This window comes from Polaribacter sp. IC066, assembly GCF_007997085.1.
Classification (GTDB): domain Bacteria; phylum Bacteroidota; class Bacteroidia; order Flavobacteriales; family Flavobacteriaceae; genus Polaribacter.
This window is the reverse complement of sequence record NZ_VORR01000055.1, coordinates 1-26,621: the sequence shown is the minus strand read 5'-3', so window position 1 is coordinate 26,621 and position 26,621 is coordinate 1. Positions and strand designations below refer to the sequence as shown.

Annotated in this window: 19 protein-coding genes; 14 read left to right on the top strand and 5 right to left on the bottom strand. The window is 31.4% G+C overall.

The genetic code is table 11. The features are described from left to right. The first annotated feature begins 251 nt into the window (after positions 1-251). From ES044_RS15415 to ES044_RS15375, 7 genes are all read left to right on the top strand, one after another. On the top strand, positions 252-1,355 hold the full coding sequence (locus ES044_RS15415) for a hypothetical protein (protein ID WP_147120235.1): 1,104 nt from the start codon (positions 252-254) through the stop codon (positions 1,353-1,355). Positions 1,356-2,266: 911 nt separating this feature from the next. Further along, positions 2,267-2,587: a HipA domain-containing protein gene (locus ES044_RS19570; protein WP_147120238.1), complete on the top strand. Its 321-nt coding sequence runs from the start codon at positions 2,267-2,269 to the stop codon at positions 2,585-2,587. Then, on the top strand, positions 2,548-2,808 hold the full coding sequence (locus ES044_RS19565; protein WP_147120237.1) for a HipA domain-containing protein: 261 nt from the start codon (positions 2,548-2,550) through the stop codon (positions 2,806-2,808). Before ES044_RS19570 ends, ES044_RS19565 begins: the two co-directional genes overlap by 40 nt. Positions 2,809-2,965: 157 nt before the next feature. Then, positions 2,966-4,198: a M48 family metallopeptidase gene (locus ES044_RS15390; RefSeq protein ID WP_147120234.1), complete on the top strand. Its 1,233-nt coding sequence runs from the start codon at positions 2,966-2,968 to the stop codon at positions 4,196-4,198. A gap of 333 nt (positions 4,199-4,531) precedes the next feature. After that, positions 4,532-6,754 (top strand): RelA/SpoT family protein, encoded by a 2,223-nt coding sequence (locus tag ES044_RS15385; protein WP_147120233.1) that lies wholly within the window; start codon positions 4,532-4,534, stop codon positions 6,752-6,754. A gap of 70 nt (positions 6,755-6,824) precedes the next feature. Then, positions 6,825-7,274 (top strand): Fur family transcriptional regulator, encoded by a 450-nt coding sequence (locus ES044_RS15380; protein WP_147120232.1) that lies wholly within the window; start codon positions 6,825-6,827, stop codon positions 7,272-7,274. A 76-nt stretch (positions 7,275-7,350) separates the two neighbouring features. Then, positions 7,351-8,622 carry an adenylosuccinate synthase gene (locus ES044_RS15375; protein WP_147120231.1) on the top strand — a complete coding sequence of 424 codons (1,272 nt, stop codon included), beginning with the start codon at positions 7,351-7,353 and terminating at the stop codon, positions 8,620-8,622. Between the two features lie 75 nt (positions 8,623-8,697). Here the strand turns inward: ES044_RS15375 and ES044_RS15370 are convergent, their stop codons facing one another. Beyond that, complete coding sequence (locus tag ES044_RS15370) at positions 8,698-10,494, bottom strand: hypothetical protein (RefSeq protein WP_147187343.1); 1,797 nt, start codon at positions 10,492-10,494, stop codon at positions 8,698-8,700. 270 nt (positions 10,495-10,764) lie between these two features. Further along, positions 10,765-12,201 (bottom strand): pyridoxal phosphate-dependent decarboxylase family protein, encoded by a 1,437-nt coding sequence (locus tag ES044_RS15365; protein ID WP_147120229.1) that lies wholly within the window; start codon positions 12,199-12,201, stop codon positions 10,765-10,767. A 546-nt stretch (positions 12,202-12,747) separates the two neighbouring features. Here ES044_RS15365 and ES044_RS15360 point away from each other — a divergent pair. The 6 genes from ES044_RS15360 to ES044_RS15335 all read left to right on the top strand — a co-directional run bounded on the left by ES044_RS15360 (position 12,748) and on the right by ES044_RS15335 (position 22,020). Further along, complete coding sequence (locus tag ES044_RS15360; protein WP_223269237.1) at positions 12,748-14,376, top strand: OstA-like protein; 1,629 nt, start codon at positions 12,748-12,750, stop codon at positions 14,374-14,376. Position 14,377: 1 nt separating this feature from the next. After that, positions 14,378-15,556, top strand: a complete 1,179-nt coding sequence (locus tag ES044_RS15355) for an aspartate aminotransferase family protein (protein ID WP_147120228.1) — start codon at positions 14,378-14,380, stop codon at positions 15,554-15,556. A 169-nt stretch (positions 15,557-15,725) separates the two neighbouring features. Continuing rightward, entirely contained in the window at positions 15,726-16,613 is an 888-nt protein-coding gene (locus ES044_RS15350; protein WP_147120227.1) for an ABC transporter ATP-binding protein, read from the top strand. A gap of 33 nt (positions 16,614-16,646) precedes the next feature. After that, on the top strand, positions 16,647-20,288 hold the full coding sequence (locus ES044_RS15345) for an ABC transporter permease/M1 family aminopeptidase (protein ID WP_147120226.1): 3,642 nt from the start codon (positions 16,647-16,649) through the stop codon (positions 20,286-20,288). A 255-nt stretch (positions 20,289-20,543) separates the two neighbouring features. Then, positions 20,544-21,074 (top strand): hypothetical protein, encoded by a 531-nt coding sequence (locus ES044_RS15340; protein ID WP_147120225.1) that lies wholly within the window; start codon positions 20,544-20,546, stop codon positions 21,072-21,074. Position 21,075: 1 nt separating this feature from the next. After that, a complete protein-coding gene (locus ES044_RS15335; RefSeq protein WP_147120224.1) occupies positions 21,076-22,020 on the top strand; it encodes an alpha/beta hydrolase in 945 nt (314 codons plus the stop codon). A gap of 794 nt (positions 22,021-22,814) precedes the next feature. On the opposite strand, the gene ES044_RS15330 is transcribed toward ES044_RS15335, so the two are convergent. Then, positions 22,815-23,261 (bottom strand): peptidylprolyl isomerase, encoded by a 447-nt coding sequence (locus tag ES044_RS15330; RefSeq protein ID WP_147120223.1) that lies wholly within the window; start codon positions 23,259-23,261, stop codon positions 22,815-22,817. Positions 23,262-23,655: 394 nt separating this feature from the next. On the opposite strand from ES044_RS15330, the gene ES044_RS18630 reads away from it, so the two are divergent. Further along, the gene (locus tag ES044_RS18630; RefSeq protein ID WP_189663311.1) at positions 23,656-23,802 is read left to right on the top strand and encodes a hypothetical protein; all 147 of its coding nucleotides are present in this window, start codon (positions 23,656-23,658) and stop codon (positions 23,800-23,802) included. Between the two features lie 285 nt (positions 23,803-24,087). Here the strand turns inward: ES044_RS18630 and ES044_RS15325 are convergent, their stop codons facing one another. Beyond that, positions 24,088-24,480, bottom strand: a complete 393-nt coding sequence (locus tag ES044_RS15325; protein WP_147120222.1) for a DNA-binding protein — start codon at positions 24,478-24,480, stop codon at positions 24,088-24,090. Positions 24,481-25,989: 1,509 nt separating this feature from the next. After that, positions 25,990-26,621, bottom strand: a 632-nt coding sequence (tnpC, locus tag ES044_RS15320; protein ID WP_147187341.1) for an IS66 family transposase, incomplete at its 5' end; no start/stop codon positions are given.

Below are 26,621 nucleotides of genomic sequence, written 5' to 3'. Positions count from 1 at the left end.
ATCACACACTTATCAACCGATGTGCATAAACAACTGCTTTTTTTGAAATAGAATGACTAAAAATAAAAAATTGTGGATAAAATAAATCAAATTGTTAACAACCACTAAACATCCGCTGAATAGTTACAGAATATTTAGAAACTGATGTGAACGTAAAAGTTGCTAAATTTAAGAATAATGCTGGTATTATTGGTGCTGCTATGTATGCTAGCACAGCGGGGAAATAAGATTTTGAATTTCATCAACAAAATATGAATATTAGAAGTTATATATTTATTTCATTTTTTCTATTTGCCTGCACCAATAAAAAAGTTGATAGCAAGAGAGTACCCTCTATTTTAGTTAAAAAAGAAAAAATAAAAGATGCGATCATTAAAAAAGAGAATACTCTTTTGATTGTAACCCATGATTACGACTACGAACTAAATTATTATGGCATTATCTTACATGAGTATTTATTAAAAGACACTGTTTTGAGTTCAAGTAAACGTGCTATAAGCTTCGGACCCTACAAAGATGTTTTAATGGGGGGTAAATATAGTTCTGCAGGTGCTAACTATCCCGTGCAAGTAAACTTTAATGAAAACAAAGTCTTCATGTCAATTTATAAAGCAGATGAAATGGAAGGCATATTTGATTATAATAAGATTTTAGAATACAACGTTAAAAACGATTCTATAAAGGAAATTGTTTCGTTTTCAGATTACTTTAATTCATGGTCTTTATCGACCTATAATAACAAAATATATGGTTTTGATCATACCAGTAAGGCGTTCATTTCAATTAGTCTAAATAATTTAGAAATTGACACTCTTTACGTTTCTAACTCTAGTTTTGATGAAATAGAATACCATTACAATAAGAATCAATTTCTTGATATTATAGCATTTAATAGAGAAAATGGAGTGATTAAATTTAATATTGACTTTGTTACGAATAAACTCAATAAAACAATTTTGTATCCTTTAAAATCTTTTTCTAGCTATCGCAAAGGCATCGCTATTGGAACCTATAAAGACTTTAGCAGTAACACAGAAGAATTAACACTTTATAATGGCTCCAATAAAAAATCAGTTCCATTCGATTTTAAAAACTTTAACACACATTGGATCAATGATTCGGAGTTTCTAGTCATTAAACAAGATGAAATTCAAAAAATAGATACAAATCTAGAAGTAGTGGATGTATTTAAACGTGAAAAAATACACATTATTGATGTTACAACTGATTTTATACTAATTTCTTATTTTATGGAAAATGAAGAAAAAGTTGGTTTACTCGACTTTGATTTTAAAAAAATTATTGATATTCCGAATATCCTGCCTGAAGATATTGTTCTAATTAAAGACAACTAAAAACACCAAACTTATTGTTCGTATTTCCGTTTAAAAAAATAGATACGCAAAACAATCTGTTTTAATTGCATAAACTTAATACCCAAAAGGGTAGAACTAACAATAAAAAACTATATTTATACTCAAAAAGGTATCGTAATGAAATATACATCACTAAATGATTTTGTAAGATTAAAAAGAAAATCTTTGAGAATGACCTAAAAGAGATGTCTGAAAAATCTAGTAAGGGAATTCGCTTTATTAGAGAACTAGAGCAAGGTAAAGAAACACTAAAATGGATAAAGTAAATGAAGAACTTTGTTTATTTGGCTTTGAATTAGGTGCATTAGAATCCCCGAAAATCAATAACAAAAATGAAAAAAGCGAAAGTTTTTATGCCTAAAAGTTGACCAGAAAAACTTTTTGAAGATGATGGAGGTTTTCATTTCTGTTACGAGAACAATTACCTGTAAAGTAAAAATCTAAAAGCAATTAATTTTACGCTTTTTCTTAAATCATCAAAATATTTAAGTAAAATTTTATTTTTTATTGATGGGTTAATTCCTAGAAGATGGCTTTTAGATATTGAAAAAAAACTGGAAATTTGACGTTAAAGATAGAATGAGCATTTTACTGGTTACCTGTAATAATTGTATTGGTGTAGTTTAAATGGAATTATTAACGATAAATAATGATGCATAAATGTTTATTATGTTACCAAGAAAAAACCCAAAATAAATTTATAGGTTATGAATTTCATAGATGTGGTAGTAAAAAAATATTTGGAACAATAGTCCGCCAATTTTAGAATATAGACAGAATAAAATATTTAGATTAGCTGAAAAATTATAAAAAACCATCACCGGCGTTCAACCAAAGCTTTCTTTAAGCACAGTTAAAACTGACGAAAACCCTGCAACAGAAAACTTACGATTGTTGATTTATTTAGAGGCTATATTTTAAGACCTCAAACAGAATTTTACGAACAACTGCATGAAATTGAACATTTAACAATCCATCTTGCTAAAATATCTAACATAAAAACAGTAAAACATTCTCTGAAACGGTTAAAATCAGGACATCTAGCATATCTCACAAAGAGAATTGACAGCTTAAAAAATAATAAATTACACTTGGCAGATATGTGTCAATTATCAGAAAGGCAAACTGAACATAAATACAAAGGTTCTCATGAGCAAATTGCAAAAAAAAAATTAAAGCATTTTCAAAGGATCCTGGTTTTAATATCGTAAACTTTTATGAACTTGTATTATTTTTTTTAACAGGTAACAATGATATGCATCTAAAACATCTCTCTTTATTAAAAAACACAGAACTTCATTATAACCTATGTTCTGCTTATGATCTGTTAGCATCAGAATTAGTCGTTGAAGCCGATGAGGAAGAGTTAGCCTTAAACCTTTATGGTAAAAATAACATGAAAATATTTTTTAATTGCTGTGCAAAAAAGTGAAATAAATGATAAAACTATTGATAACGTTTAAAAATAATTACGAAATTGGAAAATAAATGGCGTCATTTTATTGATATGAATTTTCTCACTAAAGCTTACAAAGAAAGTTATCATCTTATAATTATTAAAAAATTTAAACAATTAGATCTCCATTAAAATGCAACCTACTACCCTATTTTACATTCTAATAGCAATTATCAGCATCAGTTTTATTATTGATAAAATTTTAGACGGTTTAAATTCAAAACATTTTGATGATAAAATTCCCGATAAATTAGCCGATGTATATGATGAAGCTGCTTATAAAAAATCTCAAGCTTATAAAAAAACCAACGAGAAATTCTCTAATTTAACAGCCACTTTTTCAATTGTTTTAACGTTAAGTTTTTTCTTTGTTGATGGTTTTAAATATGTTGATGATTTTGCGAGAGGTTTTACAGGCAACCCTATTTTGGTTGCTTTAATTTTCTTCGGAGTCATTATGTTGGGTTCAGATATTTTAACAACCCCGTTTTCTTATTACCAAACTTTTGTGATTGAAGAGAAATTTGGATTTAATAAAGCTACCAAAAAAATATTTTGGCTTGATAAAATAAAAGGTTGGTTGATGAGCATTGTTTTAGGTGGCGGAATTTTATCACTAATTATTTGGTTAAATCTTTTTGCAGGCGCAGATTTTTGGATATATGCTTGGGTTTTCGTTGCCGGTTTTTCTTTAGTAATGAACATGTTTTATGCAAAACTAATTGTTCCTTTATTCAACAAACAAAAACCTTTAGAAGCTGGCGAATTAAAATCTGCCATAGAAAACTACGCACAAAACGTAGGTTTTACCTTAAATAATATTTTTGTGATTGACGGTTCAAAACGATCGACCAAAGCAAATGCCTATTTTTCTGGTTTTGGTTCGCAAAAAAGAATTACGCTCTACGATACTTTAATAAACGATTTAGAAACAGCCGAAATTGTTGCTGTTTTAGCCCATGAAGTTGGCCATTATAAAAGAAAACACATCGTTTTTAATTTAATATCTTCCATCTTACTAACCGGTTTAACCTTATTTGTTTTATCGCTTTTTATAAATTCTTCTCTTTTATCAGAGGCACTAGGCGTTGCTATTCCTAGTTTTCATATTGGTTTAATTACATTCGGAATTTTATATACCCCAATATCAGAAATTACGGGTTTGTTTATGAATTATATGTCTCGTAAATTTGAATACCAAGCAGATAATTATGCGAAAGAAACTTTTGAGGCTGCTCCTTTAATTACATCACTCAAAAAATTATCAAAAAATAGTTTGAGTAACTTAACACCACATCCTGCCTATGTTTTTATGCATTATTCACATCCTACTTTGTTAGAGCGCATAGAAAATCTAGAAAAATAAGATATAATTTCATTCGCTAAATGACGTTTTTTGAAACGGATTTCACAGATTTACAACGCAAACAAGAATCTGTAAAAATCAGGTATTCTATGTCACTTTTTTATCCGAAGAAAAAAAATACAGGTTAATGAAATTTGCCTCTTTTTTAAAGCTGGCTAATTTTTATCCAAAAAAAACAATCAAAAAAATTAATGCAATCTTTTAAAATTATTTCTTTTCAAATCATAATTCGTGTCAATTCATTTTATCAAATTTAGAAACCTTTATGCTTGGCTGTTAAAATAGTTATTCATAAATTCACTTTACGTATAATTAAACTCTAGATTGTAGCCTATGCAGTACACAGCAACCATAGAAGAAGAAAATAAGGAGATCACCAAGCGGTACAAAGATCTGTTAAAAGGCACGTATGAAGTTTTATCAAAAGAAGATAAAGAACTCATTAGAAAGGCCTTTGATATTGCTGTAGATGCGCATTCTAAACAACGCAGAAAAACGGGCGAACCTTATATTTATCATCCTATTGCTGTGGCAAAAATTGTTGCCATGGAAATTGGTTTAGGCGCTACCTCTATTGCCGCTGCTTTATTGCATGATGTGGTAGAAGATACCGAATACACCATTGATGATATGGAACATTTGTTTGGTGAAACCATTGCAAGAATTGTAAATGGTCTCACTAAAATATCGCGTTTAAACAAAGAACAAGACGCCTCTATACAAGCAGAGAATTTTAGAAAAATGCTCTTAACTTTGCATGATGATGTAAGAGTTATTTTGATAAAAATTGCAGACAGGTTGCATAATATGCAAACCATGGATGCTATGCCAGCACACAAACAAGTAAAAATAGCGTCAGAAACATTATATATTTATGCGCCTTTAGCACATAGATTAGGTTTGTATAATATTAAAACTGAATTAGAAGATTTAGGCTTAAAATACACCGAACCAGAAGTTTTTAATAGCATTGTTGCAAAGCTTAAAGCCAGTAAAGAAGAGCAGCAAAATTATTTAGCACGCTTTACAGAAACCCTTAAAAGTGGTTTAGATAAAGAGAAATTTTCTTTTGAAATAAAAGGTAGATTCAAATCTATTTATTCCATCAAAAGAAAAATGTTAAAACAAAATGTTACGTTTGATGAAGTTTTTGATAAATATGCAATTCGTATAATTTTTAAACCAATTTCTGAAGACGAAAAACACGATGCCTGGAAAATATATTCTATTGTAACCGACAACTTTAGACCCAATCCTGCCCGTTTAAGAGATTGGATTTCGCAACCAAAATCTACAGGTTACGAGGCGCTGCACATTACTGTTGTAGGTCCAAATGCGCAATGGGTAGAAGTTCAAATTCGTTCTGATCGTATGAATGAAATTGCAGAAAAAGGATATGCAGCGCATTTTAAATACAAACAAGGGGAAGAAAACGAAAGTGGCTTAGAAGGTTGGTTAAACAAGTTAAAAGAAACATTAGAAAGTCAGAATATTAATGCCGTAGATTTTGTTGAAGATTTTAAACTGAATTTATATTCAAAAGAAATCTATGTTTTTACGCCCAAAGGAGAATTAAAATCATTGCCTAAAGACGCATCTGCGTTAGATTTTGCTTTCTCAATTCATACAGATGTAGGTTTAAAATGCCGAGGCGCAAAAGTAAATGGTAAGCTAGTTCCTTTAAGTTATACCTTAAAAAGTGGAGACCAAATTGAGGTAATTACCAGTTCTACAAACAAACCAAATTCTAGATGGTTAGATTTTGTCATTACCGCAAGAGCAAAAACCAAAATTAGAGCGGCTTTAAAAGACGAAGAAAAATTAATTGCCGAAGAAGGAAAAGCCATATTACTGCGAAAATTACGTCATTTAAAAATTACTTTTAATGAAAAATCGGTGAACGAATTAGTTATCTACTTTAAATTACGAACAAGTTTCGATTTATTTTATCGTTTTGGTAACGGTGCTATAGACAACACTCAATTAAAGGCATTTGTATCTCAACGAAATAGTACCATTTTAAACTTCTTTAAAACGAAGTTAAGAAGAAGTTCATCGACCAATAAAATTGCAGAAAACACAGAAGAAGTTACCAATAAATATGATGCTTTAGTTTTTGGTAAAGAAGAAGAAAAATTAGATTATAAACTGTCTAAATGCTGCAATCCTATTCCGGGTGATAAAGTTTTCGGTTTTATAACCATCAATGATGGCATTAAGGTGCATAAAAAAAATTGCCCAAATGCAATTTCACTGCAATCTAATTACGCATATCGTGTAATGCTTGCAAAATGGATAGACTCTACAAAGCAAGACTTTAAAATAGTTTTACACATTAACGGTGTTGACAATAGTGGTATTGTAAATAATGTAACCCGCATAATTTCTAGTAATATTGGGGTTATTATTCACAGTATTAATATTTCTAGTGATGAGGGTGTTTTTGATGGTAAATTATCATTAAGTGTAAAAAATAGTTCGCAACTAAATAAGCTCATACAGCGCATACAAAAAGTAGACGGTGTAAAAACAGTAGAGCGTGTTAATAGAATGTAATATCATTTTGTAAAAAGTAGATGTTTAATGAGAAATAACTGTAAATTTGTTTTTCGTAAAAATTAAAACCATGAGTAATTCTCTTGAAAACCAAGAAGTCGTTAAAAAAGTTTTTACCTCTTACTTACAAGAGCATAAGCACAGAAAAACACCTGAGCGGTATGCCATACTTCAGGAGATTTATGATGCTGAAGAACATTTTGATATAGAATCTTTATATATTAAAATGAAAAACAAGAATTATAGAGTAAGTAGAGCTACCTTATACAATACCATAGATTTATTATTAGACTGTAATTTGGTTAGAAAACACCAATTTGATGGCCAATCAATGGCGCGTTATGAAAAAAGCTATTTTGATAAAAACCACGATCATGTAATTTTTACAGATACGGGTGAAGTAAAAGAGTTCTGTGATCCCAGAATTCAAGTGATCAAAAAAACAATAGAAGATATTTTTGATATTGACATTAATAGTCATTCGCTTTATTTTTACGGAACGGCTAAAAAGAAAGAGTAAGCAATATTCAGTAAGCAGTTTTTAGTAGCTGTTTAAAAATAAAAGATTAAAAATTTAATAATTACACAATAAAATAATGGCTGTAGATTTATTACTAGGATTGCAATGGGGAGATGAAGGAAAAGGTAAAATTGTAGATGTTTTAACGAATAATTACGATATTATTGCACGTTTTCAAGGAGGACCAAATGCAGGACATACCTTAATTTTTGATGGTTTTAAGCATGTTTTACACACAATTCCTTCTGGTATTTTTCATAAAACAGCTTTAAATGTTGTTGGAAATGGTGTTGTTATAGACCCTGTTATTTTTAAAAAAGAACTAGAAAATTTAGACAAGCATAACATTGATTATACGTCTAGATTACTAATTTCTAGAAAAGCACACTTAATTTTACCAACGCACAGATTATTAGATGCCGCCTCTGAAACGTCTAAAGGAAAAGCAAAAATTGGTTCTACATTAAAAGGAATTGGTCCGACATATATGGATAAAACGGGTAGAAACGGAATGCGTGTTGGAGATTTAGAGCTAGAAAACTGGAAAGAAAAGTATGACGCTTTAACAGAAAAGCACTTAAAAATGTTAGCATTTTTCGATGTTCAGATTGACTACGATTTAACGGAATTAGAAGCTGAATTTAGAAAAGGCATTGATAAACTAAAAACATTAGAGTTCATTGATAGCGAAGAATTTTTAAACCAAGCCATTAAAAATAAAAAAACAATTTTAGCAGAAGGCGCACAAGGTTCTTTATTAGATATTGATTTTGGTACCTATCCTTTTGTAACATCTTCTAACACAACTGCCGCAGGTGCTTGTACTGGTTTAGGAGTTGCACCAAATAGAATTGGTGATGTCTTTGGCATCTTTAAAGCCTATACCACAAGAGTGGGTTCAGGTCCTTTTCCTACAGAGTTATTTGATAAAGATGGCGAAGATATGGCAAGAATTGGTCATGAGTTTGGCGCTACAACTGGCAGACCAAGACGTTGTGGATGGTTAGATTTAGTCGCCTTAAAATATGCCGTAGATATTAACGGGGTTACACAGCTAATGATGATGAAAGGTGATGTACTTTCTGGTTTTAAGACTTTAAAAATATGTACTTCTTACAATTATAAAGGAAACGAAATTACCCATTTACCCTTTAATATAGAACCAGAAAATGTATCTGTAAATTACACAGAGTTTAAAGGTTGGGAAGATGATTTAACAGCCATGACTTCTGCAGAGCAACTGCCAAAAAACTTAATGGACTATGTAGCTTTTATTGAAAAAGAAACAGGGGTTCCTGTATCTATTGTTTCTGTTGGACCAGATAGAAAGCAAACCATTAATCGATAGTTTAAATAAAACATAAAATTAAAAAGCATCTTTTACAATGTAAGAGATGCTTTTTTATGAGCTAAAATTAATGGCTTATAATTTTTCTATTTTTAAACCAATTAAAACCAATTTTTCATGCTCAACTGCAAGCAAATTTAACAGTGCTTCCTTATTATGAACAAAGGTTTGTTTTTGATTTTTAAATAAATTATTATAATATAAAACACCTACTTCTAAATTCTTCGTAAACTTTATTAAAGATCGAAATTGTTTTTGATCAAAATTTATTTTTATACTGCCAACTTTTTCTTCTAGAAGGGCAATATAAAGAGATAATTCTTTGATGAATATATTTGGTCTGTCCGTTCTCGTTAACATACTTTTCCGACCATAAATATGATCTGTGATTGCACGCAAACTCACTATTTTATCATAATAAGCCATATTTGGCCCCGGACAAACAGCAACACCCATGCCTGTTTTCTTTGTACTCATATTATTTAAAATAAGGGTTGATGTACTTAAACCAACGCAAATACAAGATTTTTCTGTGATTGCATTATATTTTTGTTTTTTTTCATTTTTAGATAAAGCTAACGTATCTAATTGTTTTAGTTTTAAATGTTGATATTCTCTAGAAGCGGTGCATAAACCAGTATCTTTAAATTCATAATTTAAAGCAATAAATTTATTAGGACATGAGCTACCTGGTCTTTTTTTTCCTATAAGATGCTGCTTTTCTGCATCTTTTGTATTTCCTTTCAGTGTATTAAAAGGGACTCCCAAGGGCGATGAATTGCTTAAATACAAATCTTCTTCTCTTGCTTTTGCTAGTTTTTGCATAGTTTTTTCATCTACACTTGTTGCCTCGGGAACCAATAAAAATGGACTTCCCCAACCTACAGAATCTAGTTGATATTCTTCCATTAAAAAAGAATGTTCTTCAGCTGTGCCAACACCACCTTGTGTTGTGATTTTTAATGCGAACTCATTTTTTGGCAAAACTTTGTTTGCCTCATTTAAAGCTTGCATCAGTAATTTTTGAGTCTCACTTTTTAAAATTTCTTTGTTTTCTTTAAACTCTGTTAAAACGGGACCTAATAAAAAACCATCGGTTGCAAATGCATGACCACCGCAATTTAAACCAGATTCTATTCTATACTCGCTGACCCACAAACCTTTTTTTGCAAGAAATTTTCCTTGTATAAACGCAGATCTATAGTCGCTTACTTTTAGAGTAATCTTCTTTTTAATATATCCGTTTTCATCAGGAAAAAAATCATTAAATTTACTGATATAAGAATATAACCTTGGATTCATACCCGCAGAAAGCACCAAAGAAGATGCTAAATTACTATCTGCAAAGCCTCTTAACGCTGCGTGAGCGTCATTATATTCAATAGGTAATAATTCTTTATTTTGATAGTTTGCTTTGTCTACCTTCGTCATTATATTCACATCAATAGCACCCATTTTTAAATTAGTACGAACCCAATCTTTTACCGTAAAAAAATCGACATTTTCTTCTGTAAGTTTCATAAACTCCTTTTTTAAAGCAGAATATTCTGGTAACATATCTACATACTCTTTTAAAGCCTTACTTTTTACTGATGTAATATTCTTTAATTGATTAAATTTAGCCTCGGTTTGTTCTTGTAAAAAATTTAAATAAGAGGTAATTCTTTTCGCTCTAAAATCATCAACTTTATCTGATATTTCTTGATACGGAACCTCAAATTTTTCGCTGTAAACCTTTCGCATTTTTTCTATCAGAATATCATCAACCAAAGAAATTACGGAATCGATGCCGTATTGCGCAACTTTTAAAGGCGAATCTATTGTAAATCCAATTCCCATTACAGGAATATGAAATGAATGTATATTTTTCATTATTTATTGTAAGTTTAACTGTTTATCCATTCGGCGAAAAGTACTCCTATTTACTATTCTAAAATATGACTTTTATCACTTTACAGTAGACTAGTAAAAGAAAAAAAATGAGACATAATCCCAAAAAAAATGAGTATTAAAATAATTTTAACACTCATTTTTTTAGCACTCTTTATACTTTTTATTGCCGCTATTTTTTCTCTAAAATAATTATAAAAAGGTTTTATTTTTTAGTTAAAAAACATCAATTGAAAGCGGGAAATAGTGTGACTAACTTTCCCACTCGTCAAGAACTTCATTAGCAAATTGATTGCATTGGTCTAAAGTTTCTTTGATGTGATTTAAAGTAGTTTTTGGGTTTATCAAACACATTCTTATAACAACCTGATTTTGTAAAACTGTTGTCACTAAGAGAGCTTCTTGCGATGCAACCACCCGAGCAGAAACTTCTTGGTTTAATTTATCTAGTTTTTCATTAGATAAGTTTAAACCTAAAGGATTGTATCTAAAATTAATAATCGCTAATGCAGCAGGAGAAACTATTTCCCAATTTTTACTTTTTCTTAAGAGATCTTCGGTTTTTTCTGCTAAATCAATATTATAAGAAATAGCTGCTTTAAAAGTTTCTAAACCATAGGTTTTAATAGACATATAAAACTTTAAAGCTCTAAACCTTCTTGTTAATTGAATGCCATAATCATAAAAATTAATTTCAGATTCATTGCCTTCAATATCTCTCAAGTATTCTGGTTTTTCGCTAAAAGTATTGCTTAACCAAGAAGCATCTTTTACCAACAAACACCCAATTTCATAAGGTTGAAAAAACCATTTATGCGGGTCTACAGTTAAAGAATCTGCACGTTCTATTCCTTGTAAAATTTTACTTCCTTTTTCTGATAAAATTGCAGCACCTCCATAAGCAGCATCAATGTGAAACCACAGGTTTTCTTTTTCACAAATATCTGCTAATGTGTACAAAGGATCTACAGTTCCTGTATTTGTTGTACCTGCAGAAGCGATGATGCAAAAAGGTTTTTTTCCTTGTAATTGATCTTTTGCAATTTCATTTTTAAGTTTATTAATACTTATCTTAAACTCTACATCTGTCGGTATAATTTTAATTTGTTCTTTTTTAAGCCCTAAAATTCTAATGGCTTTAATGTTTGAAGAATGCGCTTGATCTGATAAGTAGATGATTGCTTTAGAAAAATCATCACCACATTTTATTCTTCTGGCTGCTGCTAAAGCCGTTAAATTAGCAATAGAACCTCCACTTGTAAAAATACCGCCCCCTTTAGTTACAGGGAAATTAAACATTTTTAACAACCAATTTATAGTAACAATTTCTAATTCTGCTGCTGCGGGAGAAACAATCCAACCACCAGAAAAAATATTAAATCCTGTTGCTAAAGAATCTGCCATGGTACTAATAAAATTACTTGGCCCTGGAACAAAAGAAAATGCTTTTGGATGGCTAGTTATATTACTATTCGGTATCACTTTATCCATAACAAAGTCTAAAACCTTGTCCGCTGGCATTCCTTTTTCAGGTGCCTCCTGCAAAAAAATGGTATCCATTTCTTCTCTAGAAGCAGTGGTTACAGGTTTTTTATTTTCGATTTCGTTGTAATGTTCAGCTATTAAATCAACAATTTTATAGCCATAAGTTTTCATTTCTTCTAATGATATATCAAAAAATGGTTTCATTATTTTATTTTTTACAAAACTACAAGATGTTACTAACCTAGTAAGGGTAATAACAAGTTATTTCAAAGAAACAGTTCACGCCCCCAAACCATTACCTAACCTTTATATTCTTTATAAGAAAAAAAGCTTGAAACAAAAAGATCAGAAAAAAAAGCCAAAGGAAGTTCTGCATGTCGGAAAGGAAGTTTAGTTCCGCTCTTTTTTTTAAATGAACAACCTCGAGGCAGAGCCATCGAGGTATCAAGCTGAAAAAAACCTTATTTTTAGTTTGATGAAAACCCAGGTTTTCAAACTTTCCTCTTGACCACCGACGCAGAGCGTCGGGGAATTCTATCGATTAAAAACTAAAATTATATTCTTGCAATTTATTCTTCTTCCGAATTCAAGTAAAGTTTTAGAAAAGCACAATTTTAATAGCAATCTAAAAACAACACTCAAAAAATTAGGTTCGTTTAAAAAAGCTTCAAAAGTTAATTATTTCAACTTTCACTTTTCTTTAATAGCCAGCAATAATCTTTTCATTATTTTTGTAGCAAAACAAATATATTGAAAAAAATATTTTTTTTAGTACTATTTAGCATACCCTTCATCTCTTTTTCTCAAGAAGAAAAGAAACTAGTGTATTATGCTGAACAGCAAGATACCGATGAAGAAAAATACCCTGGGGCTACCATGCTTTTAGGAAAGGTAAAAATGGTACAAGATGGTATTGTGTTAACCTGCCAACAAGCCCTGTTTTATAAAAAACAAAACTTCTTTAAAGCCATTGGTAATGTACTTATTAAACAAGGAGATACTATTACGCAAACTAGTGATTATGCAGATTATGATGCCAACTCTAAACAAGCACTTTCTTGGGGTAACGTAGTTTTAAAAGATCCTACAATGACGTTAACAACAGACACTTTACAGTTTGACAGGATCAATCAAAAGTTATATTACCAAAGTTATGCAACGATTAAAGACACTACAAACACCTTAAAAAGTAAATACGGTAATTATTATTTAGAAGACAAAAAATTTACAGCAACAACTAGAGTAACGGTTACAAACCCTAAACACACATTAGTATCTAATCATTTAGATTATTACAGTACGTCAGGAATTACGTATTTGTACGGCCCATCTACCATTACAAATACCGAAAATGAAAATAAAATTTACTGCGAAAAAGGTTTTTATAATACCAAAACAGATATTTCTCATTTTACCAAAAATGCCAAACTTTTTCTAAAAGAAAGAACCGTTGAAGGCGATAGTTTGTATTATGATAAAAATAGAGGCTTTGCTTCAGCAACCAATAATATACAGGTAATTGACACCATTCAAAACTTTATTACCAAAGGAAATTATGCTGAATTATTTGAGCTAAAAGATTCCTTGTACATCATTAAAAAGGCAGTCGCTATTTCTATCATCGATAAAGATTCTATGTTTATTCATGGAGATACTTTATTAGTAACTGGTAAAACAGATAAAAGAATCGTTAGAACCTATCATAATGTAAAAATATTTAAATCTGATTTACAAGGAAAGTGCGATTCTATTTTCACCAATCAAGCAACAGGCTATACCAAAATGTATAGAAACCCTGTAATTTGGTCTGACAGAAATCAGATTACTGGAGATAGTATCTACTTACAATCGAATGTAGAAACAGAAAAATTAGATTCTTTAAAAGTGTTTAACAACTCTTTTATCATTTCTAAAGATTCTTTATCAGACAACAATTATAATCAAATTAAAGGTCGTAATATGTTTGGTAAGTTTGAAGAAGGTAAGTTAAAAACCCTGCTTGTAAAAGGAAATGCAGAATCTATCTATTTTAATAGAAATGAAGAAACACAAGTTTTAGAAACGATTACCAAAGAAATTTCTAGCAATATTGAATTCACATTAGAAGCCGGAGTGATACAATCTATCAAATATTTAAAGGCTTCAGATGGCAAAACATATCCGCCATCTTTATTACCAGAAGATGTGCAAAAATTAAAAGGTTTTATTTGGCGAGAAGATGAGCAACCTAAAAAAATGGAAGACATCTTTATAAGAGATACCAATGAAGAAAAACCACCATTAAAAAAGAAAACTTTAGAAAAACCCGCTTTACCTCTAGATCCTATAAAGGGAAAAAAAAAGAAAAAAGAATCTTCAATTTCAAAAATAGGTCAATAAGTTGAAAGAAGATTTTTATACATACCAGGCTCAAACCACACCTCATCCGTTGGCAATAGAAATTTCTCATGCAAAAGGAAGTTATATTTATGACACAAAAGGTAAAAAGTATTTAGATTTTGTTGCAGGTGTTTCTGCCAATAGTCTTGGTCATAACCATCCTAAAGTTTCTGAAGCTATTAAAAATCAGGTAGATAGTTATACACATGTAATGGTGTACGGAGAGTTTATTCAGCAGCCACAAGTAGCGCTTTGCAAAATATTGGCTGCCACCCTACCCGGCACTTCAGCAGCTGTTTATATTACTAATTCTGGCACAGAAGCCACAGAAGGGGCCTTAAAATTAGCCAAAAGAGTTACAGAAAGATCAGAAATTATTGCGGCCAAAAATTCGTATCACGGCAATACACAAGGCGCTATGAGTGTTTCTGGTGTAGAAAGACAAAACCAAGCGTTTAGACCTTTAATTCCGGGTGTTAAGTTTATTGCTTTTAATTGCGACTATTGTTTAGAAAAAATAACCACAAAAACGGCGGCAGTTATTTTAGAAACCATTCAGGGTGGTGCTGGTTTTATAGAATCTCGAAATGAGTATTTATCCAAAGTAAAAAAACGTTGCCAAGAAGTTGGAGCACTATTGATATTAGATGAAATTCAAACGGGAATCGGTAGAACAGGAACTTTCTGGGGCTTTGAAAATTACAACGTAATACCTGATATTATTATTACGGGCAAAGGTTTAGGTGGTGGTATGCCTATTGGTGCTTTTATTGCTTCTTTTGAGCATATGAGTTTACTAAAAGACAACCCAAAATTAGGACATATTTCTACTTTTGCAGGCCATCCAGTAATTGCCGCTGCAGCTTTAGCAACGGTCACAGAAATTCTTGAAAAAGAGTATCTATCAGAAAGTTTACGCAAAGAAAAAATTATAAGAGAACAATTACAACATCCGGCTATAAAAGAAATTAGAGGCAAAGGTTTAATGCTGGTAGCGCTTGTTGAAACGGAAGAACTAGCCGCAAAAATTATATTAAAATGTCTTGAAAAAGGTTTAATTTTATTTTTTCTTTTGTTTGAAGGCAAAGCCATGAGAATTACACCTCCACTTACCATAACCGATGAAGAACTTATAGAAGGCTGCGCCATTATTTTAGAAACCATAGACGAAGTACTTTAAATATTTTTATTTCCTTCCTTTTTAATACCATTTTAAAAAAGTGGTTTTTCCTGTTTATTGTATAAATCGAAAGATGTATCTTTCTGAAAATTATACAGGTACCCTCATCCCTCGCCATTATACATACCATAGTATCGTTTTAATGAACTAACAAAACCTTCTTTAAACTATGGAATTAATAATCGAAAATTTAAGTAAAACCTATTCAAACGGTGTTCAGGCACTAAAAGATGTTTCTCTAACAATCCCGCAAGGAATGTTTGGTTTACTAGGCCCTAACGGTGCAGGAAAATCATCCTTAATGAGAACTTTAGCCACTTTACAACAAGCAGATACTGGTTCTGTAATGTTAGGGGATCTAGATATTTTAAAGGATAAAGCTAAAGTTAGAGAAATTTTGGGTTATTTACCACAAGAGTTTGGCGTGTATCCTAAAGTAAGTTCTTATAATATGCTAAGCCATATTGCCGCTTTAAAAGGAATTTCTAGCAAAGGCGAAAGAAAAGATTTAGTAGAATCTTTATTAACTAAAACAAATCTTTGGCATGTGCGTAATAAAAGTTTAGGCACTTATTCTGGCGGAATGAAACAACGATTTGGCATTGCACAAGCCCTAATTGGTGATCCGAGATTAATTATTGTTGATGAACCTACGGCGGGTTTAGATCCTGCAGAAAGGGTTCGTTTTCATAATTTATTAAGCGAAATTGGCGAAAATACCATCGTAATTTTATCAACACATATTGTAGAAGACATTTCTAATTTATGTAATAATATGGCAATTATTTGTTTAGGAGAAGTCGTTGCAAAAGGAAACCCTGCTACTTTAGTTGAAGGCATTAAAGGCAAAATTTGGAAAAAATCGATTGAAAAAGTAGCACTTGAAAAGTATCAAAAGGATATGCAAGTCATATCAACCCATTTAAAAGCGGGTAAAACGATAATTCATGTGTTAAGCGATGCGCAACCAAATGCGTCATTTGAGCAAAGTACTGCAAATTTAGAAGATGTTTATTTTGCGGAAATTACTGCTCGTATGGAAACAATCTCTGCATAATTGTTTATAAATCAATTTTAAAACCATTCAATTATGTTTAAAGAAATCTTTCTATTTGAAATAACATACAGATTAAAGCGTCCGGCTACTTGGGCGTATTTCGGAATATTATTAATTTTTGGGCTTATTTTTTCTATTGGTGGCAATGGCCCTGCTTCAGAAAAAGTATTTGTAAACTCTCCTGTAGCGATCGCTACCATGCTTTCTGTTATTAGCATCTTTGGCATTATGCTTTCTAGCGCTATTATGGGCGTTCCTGTTTACAGAGATATAGAACATAAAACAGAAAATTATTTTTTCACCTATCCTATTACTGAAAAAGGCTATTTATTAGGTCGTTTTTTAGGCTCTATGTCGGTGTTGTTTTTGGTGAGTTTAGGGTTACATGTTGGCTTAATTATAGGCTTTGCAATAGGACCGTTTGCGGGTTATATAGAAGCAGATCGTTTTACCGATTTTAATTTATGGTATTATATACAACCTACAATTACGATTTATTGGACTAATTTTTTCTTTGCTGGCTGTATCTTTTTTACGCTTGTTAGTTTAACAAAAAAGGTAATGCTTGCCTACGCAGGTGGTGCAATTTTGTTTATTACCTACTTAATTACATTAACCTTAACACAAGATTTTGAAAACAAAAATTTAGTAAGTTTATTAGATCCTTTTGGTTCAGGAACTTTTAATAATATTATTAGGTACTGGACACCAGAGGAACAAAATTCTCAAACAGTTCCCTTTACAGGAATGTTAGTTTGGAATCGTGTTATTTGGGTTGGGCTGGGTTTATCAGCTTTATTTTTTACGCTATTTCGATTTAATTTTCAAAGGTTTTTAAATAAAAATTATACGAGTAAAAAGAAACACGATAATTTAGATGCACCAAAAGCATCTGCTGCTTTAACGAAGATTCCTGAAGTTTCTAAAATGTTTTCTAGTGCCTTAAATCTTCGCTTACTATTTCAGTTAGCCTTTATGGAACTCAAGAATATTGTAAGAGATAATTTCTTTAAAGCCATCCTTATAGCTGCTGTTTTGTTCTTATTTTTTGACGGCTGGTTTGGGGCTCCTATATATGGAACGCCGTCTTTACCCCTAACGCTCTATATGTTAGAGGTAAAAGATGCTATCTACATCATTCTAATCTTTATTTTGATTGTTTTTATGACAGGTGAAGTTTTACACAGAGAACGAAGTGTAAACTATGATCAGATTTTTGGTTCTTTACCAATTCCGAATATAATTGTATACGGCTCTAAATTTTTGGCGTTGGTCATGATCAGTTTTATCTTGGTCAATTTAGTTTTAGTAAGTGGCGTCATCAATCAAGTATTAAAAGGCTATTTTAATTTTGAATTCGATTTGTATTTTATCGATTTATATCTAATAGAATTCCCGAAGTATATCACCTTCGTTATGCTTGCTTTTTTTGTACATTCTATAGTTACAAAAAAGTTTATGGGGCACGTTATTGCCATTGCTATTTGGGCGTTTCTTTTTGCTTTGAATAATTTAGCCGAAATAGACAATAATTTATACTTGTATAGTTATGCCCCAGGTTACACCCTTTCTGATATGAATGGTTTTGGTCATTTTGGTGAAGCTTTATTATGGTTTAGAACCTATTGGCTAGCTTGCGGAGCGTTTTTAACAATTGTTGGGTACCTGTTCTGGAAACGTGGCACAGATTCAGGTTTCAAAGCAAGATGGCATTTAGCAAAAGAACGTTTAAATTTTAAAACAATTTCTTTACTTGGGTTATTGCTTGTGGTCTTTTTTGGCGCTGGTGCATTCATCAACTACAACACTAAAACATTAAATAAGTACACAACAAATGATGCAAATACCCTTCAGCGTGCAAATTATGAAAAAGATTTAAGCAAGTATGATAAAATTGCCCAACCCAAAATAATTGATGTAAAAGTATTAGCAGATTTAATTCCTGAAGAACGGTCTGCAACAATACAGACAAACTATATCATGGTCAATAAATCTGGTGAAACAATAGATTCTTTGCATTTAAATTGGGGCGCAGAAGGTTTGCTTAAAAAAGAAGTAATCTCCTTTACAATAAACGGAAAAGCACCAAAATTAGGCAAACGTTATGACGATTATGGGTATGAAATATATACTTTTGAGATTCCTTTGCAACCAAAAGATACCCTACTTTTAGAGTTAAAAGTAGCCGCATCTTATAAAGGTTTTCCTAATGAAGGATCAGGCTCGGATATTGTATACAATGGTACTTTTTTAAATAATAGCTTCTTTCCTTCTTTTGGTTATGACGCCCAAGGAGAATTAACGAGCGATCAAGATCGTAAAAAGTATGAATTACCGATAAAAGACTATCAATTACCGGTGCAAACAGATGCTTGGGGAACTAATAATTTACTTTTTAATGATGATGCAGATTACATTACTTTTGAAGGAACCGTAAGCACAGCGCCAGATCAAATTGCTATTATGCCCGGGCAACTGCAGAAAGAATGGGAAGAGAACGGACGTAAATATTATCATTATAAAATGAATAGAAAATTAAATTTCTTTTATAATATTTCTTCTGCAAAGTATGCCGTTCATAGAGAAGTTTGGACGAGTGCAACTGGAAAAAAAGTAAATATCGAAATTTTTCATCATCCAACACATACCTATAATCTAGACCGATTGGTAAAGGGTGTAAAGCATTCTATGGATTATTATTCTGAAAATTATGGCGAATATCAACATAACCAAATGAGAATTTTAGAATTTCCAAGATATGCTACTTTTGCACAATCTTTTCCAAACACCGTGCCATTTGCAGAGAGTTTTGGTTGGGTGGGCAATTTTAGTGACCCTAAAGATTTAGATTATGTGTACCTAGTAACGGCGCATGAAGTAGCCCATCAATGGTGGGGTCATCAAGTTACACCTTCTGCTACCCGTGGGGCAAATCAAATCTCTGAATCTATGGCAGAATATTCTTCTTTAATGGTCATGAAAAAAGAATATGGTGTAGATGCCATGCAAGATTTCTTAAAAGATGAATTAGATAGCTATTTAAGAGGCAGAGCCAATGAAAGTAAGTTTGAAAAAACCTTGTTAGATAATGATGACCAAGCCTATGTATGGTATAGAAAGGGTGGGTTAATTTTATACGGATTGCAAGATTTAATAGGAGAAAGCGCTTTAAACAAAAGTTTTAAAGCCTATACAACAACTGCTAAATATAGAGAACCACCTTTTACAACCACCATAGAATGGTATAATTATATGAAGAAAGTAACACCAGATTCTTTGCAATACTATTTAGAAGATAGTTTTGAAAAGATAACTCTGTATTCTAATAAGGTAACAAAGGCTACCTATAAAAAATTAGAGGATAACAAGTATGAAGTAACCATAGAGGTAGAAAGTGCTAAAAATTATTTTGATGGCAATGGGAAGTTATTAGAAGAAGGTAGTAAAGCAAATGCATTAGATATTGGCGTTTTTGACAATGATATTAAGAATACACAAGGCATGATGGTCAAATCTGCTTTAATCCTTAAGAAAGTATGGGTGCAACCTGGAACCTCCTCATTTACCTATATTACAAATAAAGTTCCAGTAAAAGCAGGTATAGATCCGTATAATAAAATGATAGATCGCATACCAGATGATAATCTTATTGCGGTAGAAAAGATTTTTGATTAAGGTAAATAGAGACTTTTTAAAAAATAATAAATGTTTATTTAATAATGAAGCAGCAGCGTCAAAAAGGTTTTTATTTAAAAAACTCAATAATTAATCTGCTGCCAATAATAATTTATCATTAATTTTTTAAATATCTTTTTTTAATGATCATTCCTTATAAAATAATTACTTGAACTTTCACAAAATGACCATAGCCTCTATAGATATAAAAAAAACAGCTTCATAAAAAGAAAAGCAATATTAATTTTCCTTTTTATGACTTCTATGATCTGCCTACAAGCCCAAACCACTGATAAAAACGAGGATTGGCTTGGAGAATTTAAAGTAGGTATTCGAACTCAAAAAACACAAAAACTCTACTGGGAGAATGATTTAACAGTAAATTTTACAAGCCCTAAAATCATGAACAATCGTGTGCATTTAGGGTTTAGTTATGTAACCACAAGGCTTGGCAGTGCCATGGGAACCAACGCAATTAAACAAGATAATTTTTTATTGAACATGGGGTACTTTTTTCGCCCTCAAAAAAAATTACAACCTTTTGCTCGCATCAACACAGGATTTTTTTATGCTGATTATGAGGCTGCTATTTTTGATGAATTACCAAACACGGCGGTTTTGTTTTCAGTAGATGCAGGATTGGCTTATAAGTTTGATGCCCCTTTTACGGTTCACTTAAGCGTAGGATATAATTTAAATACAGGAACAGGAGCTGATGGCCCAGGAACTTTATACCCTGTATATTATCAAATGAGTATTTTTTATACTTTATTCAAAAATAAATAACATGAGCACTAAAAATATATTTATAAAACTACTCCTAATTTTATCATTATTCTTTGCGGCTTGCTCCGATAGCCCAGAAATTGACAATGAAACGATGTTAGATGGAGACCAGATTTTTGACCCATCACTTTACAATCCTGAACAATATTTGGTGTCACTTTCTATAGATAATCCAAGTAGTACTCAAAAAAATAAATCCGTTATTATTGCAGTTCATGGATATTCGGGCTCTACTTTTGAATGGGACGAATTTAGAGCATTTAGTGCCATAAATGCTGATATTCTAATATCACAGGTGCTTTTGGGAGGTCATGGTCGTACTTATGAGGAATTTAAAAAATCTACATGGAAAGACTGGCAAAAACCAATTATGGCAGAGTATAATGCCCTGCGAGAAAAAGGATATACAAATATCAGCTTTGCAGGTTCGTCTACTGCATGCCCGTTGGTATTAAATTTAATAAAGGAAGGGAGTATCGGTGATAACGGAATGAAAAACATCTTTCTGATCGATCCTATTGTAATTCCCTCTGATAAAACGCTTACGCTTGTAGGACTAGTTGGACCAATGTTGGGTTATTTTGAAGCGACAAATACAACTATTGAAAGTAACTATTATTATCGTTTTCGTCCACAAGAAACCTTAAACGAATTGTTAGATTTGATAGATAAAGTTCGCAAAGACTTGCAAAAAGGATACAAGCTACCCACGGGCACGCAATTAAAAGTATATAAATCTATAAAAGATGATGTTGCTGATGCGGTAAGTGCTGTTTTAATCTACAAAGGGTTAAAAAACAGCGATAATTTACCTATTAATATTGAAATGCTTCATTCAGAACTACATGTGGTTACCCGATTAAATGGGCGCGACGATGTAACACAGAAAGACCGAAATATTCAGCAACAAGTTTTTGAGGATATGCTCATGAGACTAATGCAATAATAAAAACACTAACAAAATATAAAGTGCTAAATTGTTTAGGTTTAAAACTTTGCTATTTGGCATTTTTAAGACTTCCTTAACGCCAGATAAAAGCAAGGTATATTTTGGTTAAAATTAGATAGCGAAGCTTACGTCTTAAAGAATTGCTTATTCAAAATTTTTTGATTTGTTTGAAATTATTCTGCTATACTTTCCTCTTACCTTAAAATGAAAGGCGTTATATGGGTATCGTGATTTGAAAAAATCAAAAATACTATAAAGAATCAATGTGCTTTTTTGTTGTAAATTATTTTGACAAAATAGCAATACGTATTAAACTCGCATCAATAGAAGTCTACTTTTTAAAGAACCTATTTTGTTAAAGGACATCATCAGTTCCGTGCGTTAGATGACAGATTTATACTCCCGACGTTTCGGAATATAGCATTCACCATCTAAACCCGCCATGCGATAATTTTAGTAAGAATTCAAAAGATAGGAAGCGGTTACTTGTCCTACAGCTTTTTTGCGGTCTGGACACGACAGCGAAATATCTTGTAAAATTCAATAAAATTATCAGAAGTCTAGATTTTTGTTTCTTGGAATTTATCTTGAGCGAAGTCGAAAGGTCAATGGAAAAGAAAAATGAATAAAATTGTAAGACAACTTTAAAGTATAATTACTTCGAGGTTAATAGCATCACATTTATTACAAAAGCTAATTTTAAAGAATGTGCAACATCAGTAAATCAAAAAGCCTTTGTAAAGCTAGTGTTTACAAAGGCTATTAAGTAATTTAAAAAATTATAAGTTACTTTATTCTGTAATTACGGTGTCTTTAATCTCTAAAACTTCAAGATCAAAAATAAGGTCTTTACCTGCTAAAGGATGATTTCCATCAATAATAATAGAAGATTCTTTTACCTCAACAACAACCAAATTCATTTCTCTACCGTCTGGAGTTTTAGAAACTAATCCCATTCCTACTTCTGGAGCCATATCTTGTGGAAGTTCACTTTTTTGAACTTCTTGTATTAAAGCACCATTGACGATGCCATAAGCATCTTCTTTAGCAATTGTAATGGTTTTTTTCTCGTTAACCTCCATATCAATAAGACCTTTCTCAAAGCCAGGTATCACCTGTCCTTGTCCTAAAGTAAACTCTATTGGCTCTTTACCTTCAGAACTGTCAAAAACATTTCCGTCAGATAATTTTCCTGTGTAATTTACTTTTACTGTGTTGTTCTCTTTTACTTGAATCATACTCTATATATTTAATCTCAAAAAATAGTATTTGCATAATTCTTATGCAGCAAATATTTTTCATTTAAACTTCTACCTATATATGCTGCGAAAATCAAGCCACAAAACAAAATAAGGGTATTAAAGTGAGATAAAGCCACAAATAACACCTTTTAAAAGACAAAAATAAGTCTATAGCGCCTTCATAGCCAGCAAGCATAATTTTAGAAAATTTTTCTAAAAAATATTATAATCCATGCCCTCGTCCGCAGATATGTCAGTAAAATTTAACAAAATTGGGTTCATTTGGCAACATCAAGCCTAAATTTTAAGAAACGGCAAAGCTGTGCACTCTAAATTGTACGTTGAACCAATCCCTCTTTATCGGCTAAACAACTCTGTGAGATGCTACGGAATGACAACTATTTTGGAAAATAAACTCCGAATTGCTTATCTTACTTTAAGGAACGCTCATGAAGCAGCTAATCAGAAGAGAAAAACATATCATTTATCAAAAAGTAGAAGTATGTTAGATTCTTGCGGAATGACAAATATTGTCTAAATTACTTATCTTACTTTAAGGGACACTCACGAAGCAGCTAATCATAAGAGAAAAATAGAAGGTTTAAATACAAATATGTGAGGTTTCAGCTAAATGACAATTTATGGGGATATATTCTTTTACCGAACCCTTTAGGCTAAGAATCGTTTTTAACAATTGCTAACAAAGTAAGGCCAAAACGTTTACAGTAATTGATGAGTACAAAATAACAAACCGTACGTTCACTTTTTTTAAATGAACACCCTTGAGACAAAGACATCGAGGTACCAAAAAGAATAAAGACACCTACTTCCTACCCTCCTTATACACATCAACACCTGCCTTTAATTTTCTTTTTAATTTTAAAGACGGTTGGTAATTAACATGAAACTTCTGAATGTTCTTTTTAACGCTCAACAATTCGGGCTTGTCTTCAGCTGTGCCTTTAAAGCCCATTTTAAATTTGCCAACATCTCCTAAATCTACAATTTTACCCTCTTTTAAATAAAAATCTAATTTAGAACCTAACGCAATCAAAACCGCTTTTACATCTACACTATGCAATGTGCATTCATCACTTATGCGCTCACTTAACATATCTAAATCGATAGTACCTGTATGTATTGCCTGTAAAATATACTGTTCGTTTTTATGACCAATATTGTTGCTTCTTTTTGTAATTCTATACCGTAATGCCATATTTTTTATTTTAATTGATGTATTTTGTTGTATTCTTTATTATGCTTGGATTTTACTAGTCATAAAAATATTCTACACAATAATATAATTTATTCTACACTATTTTACAAATTATAGTATAACTTTTACTCATTTATTGTACAATAAATGGTTGTTAGATCAGTATCAAACAACTAAAAGTTACGATACAAATCATTGTTTATGCCTTAACAAATAGCTAAAAGTTAGTGTTCTTCTTTAGAAGTATAAGATTCATAGTCAGTTTTAAATGCACTATTAATTTTTATGTCATTAGGTTATTTTGAATGGTTAAAACATTTTTTTGATAAAAAAGGTTTTTTATAAACTGTAATTTTGAGGTCTCTTTAAATAGCAGGTCTAAAAGCTACTTGTATAAAATTAAAAAACATCAAACTATATCAAATAACTTATGATAACACTATTATTTTTCTAAATAACAGTATGCATTGCATATCATATCAACGCATTTTTATCTATAAATGGTGCGATACGCCTAGTCAAAACCTCAACTATGAACGTGTAGTTTGCATACCCTCTTTTAGCTAACCCTCTTTTTTTAAAAAGTGTCAGCAAATTATACTCAAAGCATTTACGGTACTTGTTAATAACGAGCACTAGCAATTGAGAGATATGTAGAAACACACAAACAAGCGCCACACTGTTTGTCTTGCTGCAAGGAACTCCCATAAAGCATCTAAACATTAAACATACGTTTTATACAAAAATACGATGCTGTGAGATTCCTGCGATAGAGATGTTTGCTTTTATATGTACAAACAAACAAACTCCGCACAACTTGTCTTACTGTTAGGATCTAGCGCAAAGCATTTAATCATAAAACATACCTTTTAAAAAAAAATATAAAGCTGTGAGATTCCTGCAAAACGACAAATTCTATAGATGTTTTCTTTTATCAAACCCTTTGGGATAGCGCTCGTTTTTAACGATTGCTAACAAAGTAAGGCCAAAATATTTGCAGTACTTGTAGAAACGAAGCATAGCGCAGGATTGCTTCTTGTACACATAAACAAACTCCGCACTGTTTGTCTTCCTGCAAGGAACTCTCATAAAGCCGCTAAAAATAAAACATCAGCGTTTCGAAAGAAATACAAAGCTGTAAGATTTCTGCGGAATGACAAATCATAGGCTTACCTCTTTGAGTCTTTAAAAAGAAAAGAAGTAAGTCATCGATGTACGCACAAAATTATTTTCAATTACAATACAGCCTATCTTTTGAATAAAAAGAACAGTATAGCATTATAGTAAACTAATTATAGTAAATTTGCCCAAGTATATGACAAATCCCTATTCGTCTTTTATTCATAATAAAATATTCCCCACTTATTTAATTTTTATTCTATTAATGTTCACTTAAACAATTTAAAGAAAAATTGTTTTAAATGTTTTAATGTATGAAAATTATTTTAAATTATTTGTCAGTAGTACTTATTATCCTGTTTACAAACGTAAGCGTTCTGTAATGTACAACTATCTTTTACTCCAATTTTGAGGTAACAATTCAGCTAGTTTATTTGCTTTATATTCCGGGATTCTTTCAATGACATCAGTTAACCAATGATATGGATTTATGTTTAAGGTTTTACAAGTTGCAAAAAAGGAGTAAAACATTGCGATGTTTTGTGCAGATTCATGACTTCCAGCAAAGAGGTAGTTTTTTCTGCCTATCGCTAAAGGTCTAATCGCATTTTCAATGTTATTGTTGTCAATTTCATACCTCCCGTCATTTATATAGTATTTTAGATTCTGGTAAATATTTAAGGTATATCTTATGGCAATCCCTATTGAACTTTTTGGCAATACATTCTCTTTTTGAGCAATCAAATACAGTTCTAATTCATTTAAAATTGGCAATGCATAGCGCATTCTAAATCTCTTGATTACAGCAACAGACGCTTCTCGTTCTTTTAAGACTCTTTCTATTCTATATAATTTTTGAATGAGCAGCAGTATGTGATCTGCTCTTCTAGGGTCATTATCTAATGCCTTCTCAAAATATCGCCTAGCATGCGCCATGCAACCTAAAAGAGAAATAGTTCCTTTAGTTGTTAAATTGTGATAGGCTTTATAGCCATCAGACTGTAATGTTCCGGTAAAGTTTT

Excerpts from the sequence above, each read along its gene's own strand:
- ES044_RS15380 (WP_147120232.1), top strand. The coding sequence starts at position 6,825 with ATGAGTAATTCTCTTGAAAACCAAGAAGTCGTTAAAAAAGTTTTTACC.
- ES044_RS15370 (WP_147187343.1), bottom strand. The coding sequence starts at position 10,494 with ATGAAAAATATACATTCATTTCATATTCCTGTAATGGGAATTGGATTT.
- ES044_RS15335 (WP_147120224.1), top strand. The coding sequence starts at position 21,076 with ATGAGCACTAAAAATATATTTATAAAACTACTCCTAATTTTATCATTA.
- ES044_RS15350 (WP_147120227.1), top strand. The coding sequence starts at position 15,726 with ATGGAATTAATAATCGAAAATTTAAGTAAAACCTATTCAAACGGTGTT.
- ES044_RS15365 (WP_147120229.1), bottom strand. The coding sequence starts at position 12,201 with ATGAAACCATTTTTTGATATATCATTAGAAGAAATGAAAACTTATGGC.
- ES044_RS15415 (WP_147120235.1), top strand. The coding sequence starts at position 252 with ATGAATATTAGAAGTTATATATTTATTTCATTTTTTCTATTTGCCTGC.
- ES044_RS15390 (WP_147120234.1), top strand. The coding sequence starts at position 2,966 with ATGCAACCTACTACCCTATTTTACATTCTAATAGCAATTATCAGCATC.
- ES044_RS18630 (WP_189663311.1), top strand. The coding sequence starts at position 23,656 with ATGACAACTATTTTGGAAAATAAACTCCGAATTGCTTATCTTACTTTA.
- ES044_RS15385 (WP_147120233.1), top strand. The coding sequence starts at position 4,532 with ATGCAGTACACAGCAACCATAGAAGAAGAAAATAAGGAGATCACCAAG.
- ES044_RS15375 (WP_147120231.1), top strand. The coding sequence starts at position 7,351 with ATGGCTGTAGATTTATTACTAGGATTGCAATGGGGAGATGAAGGAAAA.
- ES044_RS15325 (WP_147120222.1), bottom strand. The coding sequence starts at position 24,480 with ATGGCATTACGGTATAGAATTACAAAAAGAAGCAACAATATTGGTCAT.
- ES044_RS15330 (WP_147120223.1), bottom strand. The coding sequence starts at position 23,261 with ATGATTCAAGTAAAAGAGAACAACACAGTAAAAGTAAATTACACAGGA.
- ES044_RS15345 (WP_147120226.1), top strand. The coding sequence starts at position 16,647 with ATGTTTAAAGAAATCTTTCTATTTGAAATAACATACAGATTAAAGCGT.
- ES044_RS15340 (WP_147120225.1), top strand. The coding sequence starts at position 20,544 with ATGACTTCTATGATCTGCCTACAAGCCCAAACCACTGATAAAAACGAG.